The organism is Micromonospora sp. NPDC049662 (assembly GCF_040675055.1).
Taxonomy (GTDB): Bacteria; Actinomycetota; Actinomycetes; order Mycobacteriales; family Micromonosporaceae; genus Micromonospora.
The window spans coordinates 1-12,064 of the sequence record NZ_JBFAOC010000097.1 but is presented as its reverse complement, the minus strand read 5'-3'; the positions used below and the strand labels follow the sequence as shown (position 1 = coordinate 12,064).

Sequence of the window (12,064 nt, the reverse complement as noted above, 5' to 3'; positions counted from 1 at the left end):
GTAGGGGGCGACGGTGAAGTCCTTGAGTGACACCCAGCCCGACTTCGGCTGCGCCAACGCCCCGGTCGACGACCACCGGTACGACGACGGCAGGTTGCACGTGTTCGGCGGCGGCGTCGTCGGTGGCGGCGTGGTGGGTGGCGGCGTGGTGGGCGGCGGGGTCGTCGGCGGCGGAGTGGTCGGTGGCGGCGTGGTGGGCGGCGGCGTGGTGGGTGTGGTGCCGCCGTTGCAGGTCACGCCGTTGAGCGCGAAGCTCGTCGGTGCCGGGTTGCTGCCCGTCGTGGAGCCGTTGAACCCGAACGACGCCGTGCCGTTGGTCGCGATCGAACCGTTGTAGCTCACGTTCCGCGCGGTCACCGCCGCCCCGCTCTGCGTCAGGGTGGTGTTCCACGATTGCGTGATCGTCTGCCCGGCGCTGTACGACCACGTCAGCGTCCAACTGCTCACGGGATCGCCGAGGTTCGTGATCGTGACGTTGGCGCCGAAGCCACCCGGCCAGTCGGACGACACGGCGTAGTTCACCGAGCAGCCCGCCGCGGCCGCGCCGGCCGGCAGCGCCACGGCAACCGTCGCCGACGCCAGTAACGCGACACCGGCCGAGACGACCCCGAGATTGGTCGGTCTGAATATGGTCATCGAGCACCCTCCTGACGGGACGGCGGCCTCCACATTCGTGGGAGTGATTGTTAGGTGAGCGTTAACAGCCGCTTCGAGTATGTTACGGGAGCGCTCCCAAACCATCAACCTCGATGTCTCGCCGACACGTAAACGACCTCATCACCTCGCTGACCAGGGCTTCAGCAGGTGGCTACGGTTGCCGGCCGGGCAGGGTGCGGGCACCGTCCACTGCGGACCGGGTGGTCGGCAGAGCGGATGACGGGGTGCCGTCGCTGTTATCGATAACATCCGCTCGTCACGCCACCTCAACAACCGGTCGCAGCGAAAACAACCTGCCGCGGCGAGCACAGCGGGAGGTCAGAGCCAGACGACGATGCCGGTCAGGCCGTTGAGCACGGCGGCCACGCCGGCCCGGATGGCGGCCGCGCAGCGCTCGGCGGTGAACGAGCCCGCGTCGTACGTCGAGGACATGCCGAGCCCTTCACCGCGGAACGACGCGCCCTCCCAGTCGACGGCGGTGACGTTGTGGGTGGGCTCGGCCAGCTCGGCGCCCACGACCAGGAACCTCTCGTCCAGGTGGTTCGGTGTGACCAACGCCAGCGGGTCGATCAGGTCGTTGCCCGCGGTGACGATGAGGTCGGCGTTCATGCCGATCGCCTTGCTGATGCCCGCGACGGCCTCGTGCGGATCGCCGACGACGACCGTGCGCAGGTCGAGGTGCTCGTCGTCGGCCCAACTCCGTACCGCCGCCACGAGGGCCTTGGTGGGCGCGTCCGCACCGGCGGTCAGCAGCACCACCCGGTAGTCCTTCGACGGGTGCACGTCGGCCCACGAACCGGGCTTCGGCGTGATGGTCGCCTCCGGCGCGGGCGTCGCGGCGGTGTCGACGAATCCCGGGCCGAGCGTGCCGAGCGCGCTCGGCGTGGGACGGGGTTGGGACCAGTCGTCGCCGGAGCCGCAGCCGGCGAGGAGTACGGCGGTCGTGGCCAGCAGGGCGACGGCCCGAAACGGGGGGCGCAAGGTGATCGTCCTTCTCCGATGACTGAGGCAGGTGCGGGTACGACTCGTATTCCTATCCCAGATCCGGCGGCCCGCGATCCGCGAGCGGCCGCTGCGGATATTTGTTCGCCATCGGTTCGTCGGCGGGCGGGTTCTTGTTCACCCGCGACGTGCAGCGTGCACTGGCCAACCGAGGGGAACCGCATGCTGGGGCATATCCGTCGTACCGTCGTCGTCGCCGTTGTCGCATTCGCGGCGACGGTGCTTCCGTTCTTCAGCGGTGGAGCGGCGTTCGCGCACGGCTTTTCGTCGACCGTGTACGCGAAAATCTCCGCCGGAGACGAGGGTCACATCCGCGCCGAATTGGGCCTCGAATACGACCTCCTCGTGGTGTCGGCCGCCGACTCCGGCGACGATGACCCACTCTTTCGGGTCGGAACCGCCGCCTTCGAGGCGGGGGACCCGGACGCTCAGGCCGCCGCGCTGAAGGCCCACGCTCCGACGGTCCTGCGCTACGTCGCCGACCGGCTCTCGGTGACCGCCCGTGGCGCGGCCTGTCGGCCCACCCAGGTGGGCGACGCCACGGTGAGCGTTCGGGACGGCGTGCCGTACGCGAACCTGCTGCTCGACTGGACCTGTTCCGAGCGGGTCGCCGAGCACGAGGTGCGCAGTGGTCTCTTCCCGGACGACGAGGCGTACGTCAAGGGCACCAAGACGATCGTCACCTACCAGATCGACGGCCGGTCGGGCAGTGCCGCGCTCGACGCCGCCAACCCGTCCTTCTCGACAGCCCAGACCGCCTACCAGCGGTTCGGCGAGTTCTTCCTGTTGGGGGCCGAGCATCTGCTGTCCGGGATTGATCACATCCTGTTCCTACTGGCGCTGATCGCCGGATCGCGGCGTCTGCGGGAGATCGTGCTCGCGGCCACCAGCTTCACCCTGGCGCACTCGGTGACGTTCCTGCTCGCCGCCCTCGGCCTGGTCGACGTGCCGGCGAGGGTCGTGGAGCCGGTCATCGCGCTGTCGATCGCCGTCGTGGCCGGCTGGCACCTGTGGGGGATCTGGCGGCGTGGTGACCACGCGACGGATCTGGAGACGACCGGACGCGGTCACCTCAGCCTGGACCGCCGGGGGTGGATCCGCCTCGGTGTCGTCTTCTGCTTCGGCCTCGTGCACGGGCTGGGCTTCGCGGGCGCACTCGGCATCGACGAGGCGTGGTCCTGGACGCTGCTGTGGTCGCTGCTGGTGTTCAACGTGGGTATCGAAGTCGTCCAGTTGGCGATTATCGCCGCCGTCTTCCCGCTGTTGTTCGTGCTGCGCCGCCGTGCGCCGAAAGCGGGTCTCTGGGCGACCGGTGTGGTTTCCGCAGGGGTGTCCATCATGGGCCTGATCTGGTTTGTTCAGCGCGTCACCGGCTCGTGAGTACGGCTAACCAGTTCGTGAAGTGCAGCCGCTCGCAAGATCACGTTAATGATCGGTTCACCGGCCGACGAAAGCTTTGGATTCGCTTCCCCGTGCTCGGGGAGGAACAATCCATTTCTCTATTCGAAAAGGGAACAATGTCGATGACATTGAGCACCTCGACACGGGCCGCCGGGCTCGTGCGGCGGCGCGTTGTCGCCGGGGTCGTGGCCGGATTCCTGGGAGTGGGCGTGGCCCTCGGCAGCGGTGTGCTGACCGCCGCCAGCGCCGCCGACCCCACCACGGTGTCCGGCATCGTCCTCGGCGTCGGCGCCAACGAGACCCAGCGCATCGTGTCCTGGTACTCCTCGGCCGACACCGCCCAGAAGATCCAGCTCGCCCCGACCGCCGAGATCGTCAACGGGGAGTTCCCGGCCAGCGCGATCAGCTTCGACGCCGTCGGCGCCGCGAACACCTCCACGACCGGCTACAACCGGCACGCCACGATCAGCAACCTGCGTGAGAACACGGCGTACTCGTACCGGGTCGGCGCCGAGGGAAGCTGGTCGCCCACCTACGCCTTCAAGACGCGGGACTTCGAGGGCGACTTCGACTTCCTGTTCTTCGGCGACCCGCAGATCGGCGCCTCCGGCGACGTCGCGCGGGACCAGGCCGGTTGGGCCGAGACCCTGAAGGTCGCCACCGCGGCGAACCCGAACACCGAGCTGCTGGTCTCCGGCGGTGACCACGTCGAGTCCGCCAACGACGAGTCCCAGTGGAACGCGTACCTCTCCCCGGACCAGCTCCGGCAGTACCCGACGGCCGCCACCATCGGAAACCACGATGTCGGCGGCAAGTCCTGGGAGCAGCACCACTTCACCCCGAACACGGACCGCTCGGCCCAGTACTACAACGGGGACCAGTCGACCCGCTCCGGCGGTGACTTCTGGTACGTCTACAAGGACGTGCTGTTCATCGACCTGAACAGCAACAGCTACGTCAACCCGGCCGACGGCTCGCTCGGCGGCGACGCGGCGCACGTCGCGTACGTCTCGGACATCGTGAAGAAGCACGGCTCCGAGGCGAAGTGGAAGGTTCTCGTCTACCACCACTCCATCTACTCGGCGGCGAGCCACTCCACCGACGCGGACAACAAGAACCGCCGCAAGGACTTCACGACCGCGTTCTCCGATCTCGGCATCGACATGGTGCTGCAGGGTCACGACCACGTGTACACCCGCAGCTACTCGATCAAGAACGGCCAGAAGGAGAACCCGGCTGAGAAGCCGGGGGCCGCCGACGTGTTCCCCGGCCCGGGTGGCGTCCTCTACGTGACGGCGAACTCGGCCTCCGGCTCGAAGTACTACGACATCAAGAAGCCGGACGGCTCCGGCACCGGCGTCGAGGGACTCGGCCCGGACCCGCTGAACCCGAGCAACTACTGGTTCAACTCGGTGGAGAACCAGGAGCACGTCCGCAGCTACGTCAAGGTCGGGGTCAAGGCCGACAAGCTGGTGCTCCAGAACATCCGCAGCGGCACCTGCGCGGCCCCGAACGCGGCCGTCGAGAAGGGTCTGTCCTGCGGCAACACCGCCGAGGGGCAGCCGGTCGGCTCGATCGTCGACAGCACCACGATCCACCCGTACCACGGTGACGGTCAGGCCATCCAGGTCAACGTGCCCAACCCGGCGCCGGGTGAGTTCGGCTGGACCATCGACGGCTACAACGGCCTGGTCGACCTGGGCACCGCGCAGGAGCGCAACGGCAGCTACTTCGAGGCGACCGGCAAGATCAACCCGATCCTCGTGTCGGACAGCCGTCGGTCGCTCGCCCCGTGGTCGATCTCGGCCAGCGTCGGCGACTTCTCCGACGCCGACAAGACGTTCTCCGGCTCGTACCTGGGCTGGACCCCGTACGTCCTCGACGCCGGCGCGGGCGCGGCGGCCGGCGCTCCGGTCCTGTCGTCCCTCGACGACCAGGGCAAGGGCCTCTCGGTCTCCAGCGGTCTGGGCGCGGCCGTGCAGGGTCACCCGCGCGGCGGGGCCAAGCTCGGTGCCGACCTGGACCTGAAGATCCCGGACAGCATCGCGAAGGGCAGCTACCGCACCACCCTCACGATCACTGCCCTGAGCAGCTGATCGAGCCTGTTCCACCGGGCGGGGTAGGCACCTTTCGGGGCCTACCCCGCCGCCGGTTCACCCACCACCAAGATCACTTCGAGGACCTGAGATGCGACCGTCCGTAACGCGCTGGAAGACACTCCTTCGTACGACCGTGCTGTCCCTGCTCGCCGCCGTCGCGGCGGCCGGCGTCGGCGGCGGCCCCGCCCTGGCGGCCGACGGCAACGTCGCCTGGACGGTCCGGACGGCCTCCAACAGCTACGGCGAAGCCCGGTCCAGCTACAGCTACAACGTCAATCCCGGCGGAAACGTCGAGGACGCCATGGTGGTGGCCAACCGCGGCCCGGCGCCCCTGACCCTCGCCGTTTACGCCGCCGACGGCTTCACCACCGACGCGGGGCAGCTCGACCTGCTGACCAGGGACAAGAAGTCCGTGGCGGTCGGCGCCTGGGTCAAGCCGAGCGCCGGCAGCGTCGTGATCCAACCTGGGAAGACCGTCCAGGTGCCCTTCACCATCGCCGTTCCGACCAACGCCACGCCCGGCGACCACGTCGGCGGCATCCTGACCGCGCTGACCCAGGCCGACCAGGCCGAGGGCATCAACGTGGACCGTCGCCTCGGCATCCGGATCACCCTGCGGGTGGGCGGCGAGCTGAAGCCGACCCTCGCGGTCGAGAACCTCCACGTCAGGTACGACGGACCGGCCAACCCGATCGGCAAGGGCGACGCGACCGTCTCCTACACGATCCACAACACCGGTAACGCCGCCCTCTCCGCCAAGCAGTCGGTGTCGGTGTCGGGGCCGTTCGGCGTCCTGCGCGCGCGGGCCGGTGACATCGCCGCGCCGCCGCAGTTGCTCCCGGGCGAGAGCTGGGACGTGACGGTGCCGGTGCACGGCGTCGCGCCCGCCGTCCGGCTCGCGGCGACCGCCACCGTCACCCCACTGCTCACCGACGCGTCGGGCTCCACCACCCCGCTCACGCCCATCGAGGCGACGGCACACGGCTGGGCCCTGCCGTGGACGCTGGTGTTGGCGCTCCTCGTGCTGATCGCCGCCGCCGTCGGCGCGTACCTGTACCGCCGCCGCGGCCGGGCGCGGCGCAAGGCCCGCGAGGACGCCCGGGTGCGCGACGCCGTCGAGCAGGCACTCCGTGGCCCGCAGCCACAGACCTCCTGAGCACTCGACGAGCGGGCGTCGTCCTTGTGGGTGAACGGCGGCTGGCATCCGGTCGGACCCGCCCGTGAGGCGGCATGCTGCGACGGTGACGCCGGCCCGGAGAGGAAGCCCCCATGGTTGACGCGGACGTGCCAGAGCGGATGCAGGCCGCGGCCCTCGACGAGTTCGGCGGGCCGGAGGTGATCACCCTGCGCAAGCTCCCGGTGCCCGAGGTCGCCGCCGACGAGGTGCTGATCAGGGTCCTGAGCGCCGGCGTCGGGGTGTGGGACGCGTACGAACGGCAGGGCCTGTTGGTGCCGGAGGGCTCGTCCCTCCCGATCGTCCCGGGCTCGGACGGCGCGGGGACCATCATCGCGGCCGGCGACCGGGTGACCGGCCTCGCGGTCGGCGACCAGGTCTACGCCTCCGCCACCACCCGGCCCAAGGGCGGCTTCTACGCCGAGTACGCGGTCGTCAAAGCCGAGTACGTCGCGAAGCTGCCCGACGGCGTACCCGCCGAACACGCCGGTGCCATGCCCACCGACGCGCTGACCGCGCTGGCCGGGTTGGACACCCTCACCCTGCCGGCCGGCGCCTGGCTCCTGATCTTCGGCGCGAGCGGCGGTCAGGGACACCTGGCCGTGCAGTTGGCCAAGCGGCAGGGCCTCAACGTGATCGCGGTGGCCTCCGGCGCGGACGGCGTGGCGCTGGTGACCCGGCTCGGCGCCGACGTGTCCCTGGACGGCCACGGCGACCTCGCCGAGGTGCTCACGACGATCCGGGACGCGGCCCCGGAGGGAGTGGCCGGCATCCTGGCGATGGCCGGCGGCGAGACGCTGGACCGGTTGACCGAGACGCTGTCCGACGGCGGAGTCGTGGCGTACGCCCACGGGGTGCGGCCGGAGCCGAGCGAGCGCCCCGGGATGACGGTTCGCGCGTACGACGGCGTGTCCAACCCCGGGCAGTTGCGGCGTCTCAACGAACTCGTCGAGGCCGGCCCGTTCGTGGTGCACGTGGCCGAGAAGTTCCCGTTGGGCAAGGTGCGGGAGGCGCACCAGCGCCTGACGACGTCGTACTCCGGCAAGCTCCTGCTGACGATCGCCTGAGGGTCAGGCGGCGCGCTGCTGCGGCACGCGTACCGACGCCATGCCGGCCGCCGTCGCGGCCTGGATGCCCAGGTCGGTGTCCTCGAAGACCAGACAGGCCTCCGGGGGTACGCCGAGCTGCCGGGCCGCGAGCAGGAACGCCTCCGGGTCGGGCTTGGCCCGCGTGTAGTCCTCGGCGCAGACCAGCACGTCGAACCGGTCCAGCAGGTCGAGCGCCTCCAGGGACGCGGTGACCGCGGCCCGGGTGCTGCCGGAGACGACGGCGAACGGCACCCGCCGGTGCGCCTCGTGGATGTGCGCCACCACCTCGGGCACGGCGGCGACCTGCGGCAACAGCTCCTGGTAGATGCGCTCGCGGTTCTCCACGACGGTCGCCACCGGCATCGCCAGGCCGTGCCGCTCGTTCAACGCGATGATGATGTCGGCGGTCGGCCGGCCACCCCAGGCGTAGAAGAGGTCCTCCGGAAACTCGCAGCCCCACTCGTCGAGGGCTCGCTGCCAGGCCACGTAGTGCAGCGGCATCGAGTCGACGATGGTGCCGTCGCAGTCGAACAGGTACGCGGCGAACTCACCGGGCGGCAGAGGCAGAGTCACCGGGGAAGGGTAACCGTCAGGGACGGGTTGCCCGCGCCGGGTCGGCCCGTTCGTCTCGCCGGTCGAACTGCCGTTCGTACCAGGTGACCGCGATCAGGAGGACGGTCAGCACGGCGAGCGCCGCCAACGGCGCGAGGGTACGACCGACCGGCAGCATGGCCAGCGGCAGCAGCGCCGCGACGACCTGCGCCGGATGGACGGCACGTACGGTCAGTCGACGGAGCACCAGCCTGCTGAGCAGGTAGACGGTGACACCCCCGTAGAGGGCGCCCGTGGCTGCCCAGCCCAGCGGGCCCGAGTCGGAGGGGTCCGCGGCGAGCCGGTCGATCACCTCCTCGATGCCGAGCGCGAAGTAGATGGCGCCGACGATCAGCGGGGTGTGCCCGATGCCGTAGGCGTCGCCGGCCACGTCGGCCCGTCGGTCGGGTGGCACGTCGCTGACGGCCGCCCGTGCGGCGGGAGCCAGCCGATCGAAGTAGAGCCACCACAGGCAGACCGTGCTGACGAGGCCGAGCAGCGCGGCCGCCACCGCCGTACCGACCGGCGTCATCGTCCGTGGCCCCGCGCCGGCGGAGATCAGCGACTCGCCGAGGGCGATGATGAGCACCAACCCGAACCGCTCGGTGAAGTGGTCCACGCTGCGCAGCTGCCACGGGTGGAAGGTGGACGCGAGCCGCGAGCCACCGATGTCCACCAGCAGCGCGGCCGTCCAGAGCACCGTCTGGGCTGTCCCGCCGAGCAGCGCCCCGCCCACCAGCGGAAACCACGCCAGCACCACGGGCACGCGGAAGTAGCGCAGCGTCGGGCGCAGCGACGGGATCGGCACGCTCACCCAGGCGAGGATCACGAGCTGGACCGCCCGGACGACCACGTACGCGAGCGCGAGGGTCAGCGGCGCGTCGACGAGCCCCGGACCCTGTCGCCACGCGTCCGGCAACACCAGGGCGGCCACGAAGATCGCCGCCATCGCGACCAGGGTCGCTCCGCGGACCAGGCCGACGTCCGCGCGGACGAGGTTGCCCACCCAGGTGTACGGCCCCCACGAGTAGAGCAGCAGCAGGAGCAGGAGCAGTCCCTGGGCCAGGGTGAGCAGCGCGGTCGGCGGCTGCGCCATGAAGGCGATGACCCGGGTGAGCGCGAAGACGAAGACCAGGTCGAAGAAGATCTCGAACATCGTCGTCCGGTGCGTGGCACCCACCACGACCGGACGAATTCCCCTCATCCTGGCATTCTGCGCCCTCGGTGGACCGTCTCGGGTCTCCCCGTCACAACGGGAAGACCCGAGACGTCCGCGTCAGGCCGGCGCGTCCGTCCGGCGCCGGCTCCGCTCGGCCCGCCGGCGCACCTGTTGGTACGTCCCGGTCAGGCCCATCGCCCGGCGTACCTCCGTCAGGGTCTGGCGTACCTCCTGCCGGGTGCGCTCGGTGCCCTCGACGATCAGTCGGTCGACCAGCCCTCGGTCGGCCTCGATCGCCGCCCGGCGTTCCCGGATCGGGCTCAGGAAAGCCTCCAGTACCTCGACCAGGCGCTCCTTGACCGCCACGTCACCGACCTGCCCGGCCCGGTAACGCCGGGCCAGGTCGTCCACCTCCGTACGGTCCGGGTTGAACACCTCGTGGTACGCGAAGACCGGGTTGCCCTCCACCGTTCCCGGCACGTCGGCCCGTACCCGGTTCGGGTCGGTGTACATCCCGCGCACCTTGCGGCGCACCGTGGCCGTGTCATCGGACAGCGCGATGCTGTTACCCCGGCTCTTGCTCATCTTGGCGACGCCGTCGGTGCCCACCAGGCTGGGGTTGTCGGCCGGGATCAGCTCGGGCACCGGAAAGACCGGCCCGTAGAGGTGGTTGAACCGCCTGGCGATCTCCCGGGTCACCTCCACATGCGCGGCGTTGTCCCGGCCGACCGGCACGACCTCGCCCTTGACGCAGAGGATGTCCGCGGCCTGGAGCACCGGGTAACCCAGCAACCCGTACGGCATCTCCTCCTTGCCGGCGTCGCGGGCCATGTCCTTGAGTGACGGCACCCGTTCCAGTCGGGGCACGGTCACCAGGTTCTGCAGGAGGGTGTTCAGGTCGCCGACCTCGGGAATCGCCGACTGGAGGTAGAACGTGGCACGCGCCGGATCGACGCCGGCGGCGAGGATGTCGGTCACCATCTCGCGGGCGTTGCCGGAGACCTGGTCGATGTCCTCCCGGCGGTTGCGGGTGGTGAGCATGTGCAGGTCCGCGATGATGAAGAAGCTCTCGTACCGCTGGTGCAGCCGCACCCGGTTGGCGATGCTGCCGACGTAGTGGCCGAGGTGCAGGCGGCCGGTGGGCCGGTCGCCGGTGAGCATGCGTGCGATGGACATGAGGATGTGCCTTTCGGGCAGGTAGGTGGGTTACGCGTTGGGCGCGCGCCGAGCGGGGCGAACTCACCCTTCGGTCGGCGGAGGACAGGGCTCAGCGAGCCGTCCGCCATCGCGCGCCGGCGCGGTACCGCAGACCACCGGCACGAAGTAGGTCCAGAAGTTGCTCCCGGCCGTCGCCGGAGCTGGTCAGGGACGCGGACACGACGCGGTGCGGGAGACCGTCGACCACATCGACCGCCTTCGGTACGCAACTGCCCGCCCGGACCACCAGCTCAGATTACCCGTGGCGCTGCTCTGGGGGTGGCACCTGACGGTCCGCGTAGTACCTGCCGACGCGGTCCCGGTACTCCGGATCGAACGACGCCGGGTCGAACGGCGGCGCGTCCCTGATCTCCTGCCGGGTCCGGTCGACGTGCACGACCCGGTCCAGGTGGTCGACGCGCTCCACGGTGCCCGCCGGCACCAGCACCTTCTGACCGAGGATCCACGGCCCGGTGTCCACCACCAGGTGTCCGGCATCCGTCTCGTCGCTCGCCTCGTCGATGGTGCCGATACGTCCGTCGCGGGCCTGCACGTGGTAGCCGACGAGGTCGACCGGGGTACCCGGACCGGGGGCGTCCGGACCGTCGTGCCCGCCGTCCGGGTCCTTCGACGGGCCGGTCGAGGGCGTGGCCTGTGTGTATCCGCCGGCCAGCGCGGACGGATCGCGCCAGGCCCAGGGGTTGAAGATCGAGGGTTGCACGGGTCACCTCCCTGTCCTCCCACTCAATGCCCGGCCCGCGGATGCGGGAAACGAGGGCCGGCTCTCCCGCCGGACGGCGGTCAGTGTCGGAATCGGCGGTGCCACCTCCGCTGACATACTCGGCAGCCATGGTGCTGTCGCGCGGGTGGTCCGCCTTCCTGGTCGGGGTCGGGGTCTGGACCTGGGTGATCTGGCCGAGGTTCGCGGTCGCGATCTGGCAGGACCCACGGTCGTGGGCGTCCGCCACGGTGGGCGACGGCGCGCCGACCAGTTTCCTGTGGGTGCACGCGCTTCTGATCGCCGCGTCGCTGGCCATCGGCACGACGGTCGGGGCGCTCGGCATCCGCGGTTGGCTGGTCGCTCGCCGAGGCGGAACGTCCTGAGCTGCGTAAACGCGTATCCGGCGCGAGTGTGACGCGGGACGCTACCCCCCGATTTGACGATCAAACCCACGGACGCGTAACTTTCTCTCTGCCAGCGCGGAACGGGGCAAACAGGGCGAAAGTCCTGAAGCCACGAACCGGGCCGGCAACCGGGCCAGCTAGGGGTTCGCTCCTGGAGGCGCGGTTCGGGCGGTGCCCACCTGATCTGCCGGGAGGCGGATTTGGTGCGGCGGAACCGACCGGGTAAGGTTCACGACCGGCAGGGCACCGGGCGCGACTGTGGGAGACCACAGCGGCCGGTCTGCCAAATCCGACGACCTGACGCAGCGGTTCGCTGCTGCGTGAGTGCGCCGGGACCAACCCGCACGAAGCACGACAGACCGGCACACACCGGTTTGACACGGCCGAGACGGTGAGGTAACGTAGTAAAAGTGCCCGGCGCGAGAGCGACGGGGACTCGGAACGAAAAGCCCCGGGATGGGGCCCACGGGTTGGGCCTGCTGATCGGTGTGTGGTTGTTCTTTGAGAACTCAACAGGGTGCTTGTAAAGCCAGTGCCAATTATGATTTATACCCCGGACTGGCAGCCTGCT

General features: G+C 70.0%; 11 protein-coding genes. 5 read left to right on the top strand and 6 right to left on the bottom strand.

Annotated elements, in window-relative coordinates:
• On the bottom strand, positions 1-636 hold a 636-nt coding region (locus AB0J36_RS33700), incomplete at its 3' end, for a non-reducing end alpha-L-arabinofuranosidase family hydrolase (protein WP_357399073.1).
• A gap of 339 nt (positions 637-975) precedes the next feature.
• Positions 976-1,638, bottom strand: coding sequence for a hypothetical protein (locus tag AB0J36_RS33695; RefSeq protein ID WP_363661569.1), 663 nt, complete (start codon positions 1,636-1,638; stop codon positions 976-978).
• 183 nt (positions 1,639-1,821) lie between these two features.
• Here AB0J36_RS33695 and AB0J36_RS33690 point away from each other — a divergent pair, with 183 nt between their 5' ends.
• The 4 genes from AB0J36_RS33690 to AB0J36_RS33675 all read left to right on the top strand — a co-directional run bounded on the left by AB0J36_RS33690 (position 1,822) and on the right by AB0J36_RS33675 (position 7,400).
• A complete protein-coding gene (locus AB0J36_RS33690; RefSeq protein ID WP_357171815.1) occupies positions 1,822-3,039 on the top strand; it encodes a HupE/UreJ family protein in 1,218 nt (405 codons plus the stop codon).
• Between the two features lie 143 nt (positions 3,040-3,182).
• The gene (locus AB0J36_RS33685) at positions 3,183-5,156 is read left to right on the top strand and encodes a metallophosphoesterase family protein (protein WP_357131766.1); all 1,974 of its coding nucleotides are present in this window, start codon (positions 3,183-3,185) and stop codon (positions 5,154-5,156) included.
• Positions 5,157-5,247: 91 nt separating this feature from the next.
• Positions 5,248-6,315 (top strand): DUF916 domain-containing protein, encoded by a 1,068-nt coding sequence (locus AB0J36_RS33680; RefSeq protein WP_357171816.1) that lies wholly within the window; start codon positions 5,248-5,250, stop codon positions 6,313-6,315.
• 113 nt (positions 6,316-6,428) lie between these two features.
• Positions 6,429-7,400 (top strand): NADP-dependent oxidoreductase, encoded by a 972-nt coding sequence (locus AB0J36_RS33675; RefSeq protein ID WP_357131772.1) that lies wholly within the window; start codon positions 6,429-6,431, stop codon positions 7,398-7,400.
• Between the two features lie 3 nt (positions 7,401-7,403).
• Here AB0J36_RS33675 and AB0J36_RS33670 read toward each other — a convergent pair whose 3' ends face one another.
• The 4 genes from AB0J36_RS33670 to AB0J36_RS33655 all read right to left on the bottom strand — a co-directional run bounded on the left by AB0J36_RS33670 (position 7,404) and on the right by AB0J36_RS33655 (position 11,089).
• Positions 7,404-7,994 (bottom strand): HAD family phosphatase, encoded by a 591-nt coding sequence (locus AB0J36_RS33670; RefSeq protein ID WP_357131775.1) that lies wholly within the window; start codon positions 7,992-7,994, stop codon positions 7,404-7,406.
• A gap of 16 nt (positions 7,995-8,010) precedes the next feature.
• The gene (locus tag AB0J36_RS33665; protein ID WP_363661568.1) at positions 8,011-9,216 is read right to left on the bottom strand and encodes a low temperature requirement protein A; all 1,206 of its coding nucleotides are present in this window, start codon (positions 9,214-9,216) and stop codon (positions 8,011-8,013) included.
• 72 nt (positions 9,217-9,288) lie between these two features.
• On the bottom strand, positions 9,289-10,347 hold the full coding sequence (gene trpS / locus AB0J36_RS33660) for a tryptophan--tRNA ligase (protein WP_357131781.1): 1,059 nt from the start codon (positions 10,345-10,347) through the stop codon (positions 9,289-9,291).
• A gap of 277 nt (positions 10,348-10,624) precedes the next feature.
• Positions 10,625-11,089 carry a PRC-barrel domain-containing protein gene (locus AB0J36_RS33655; RefSeq protein WP_363661567.1) on the bottom strand — a complete coding sequence of 155 codons (465 nt, stop codon included), beginning with the start codon at positions 11,087-11,089 and terminating at the stop codon, positions 10,625-10,627.
• 128 nt (positions 11,090-11,217) lie between these two features.
• Between AB0J36_RS33655 and AB0J36_RS33650 the strand changes: the two genes are divergently transcribed.
• Complete coding sequence (locus tag AB0J36_RS33650) at positions 11,218-11,472, top strand: hypothetical protein (RefSeq protein ID WP_357399083.1); 255 nt, start codon at positions 11,218-11,220, stop codon at positions 11,470-11,472.
• Positions 11,473-12,064: the final 592 nt, after the last annotated feature.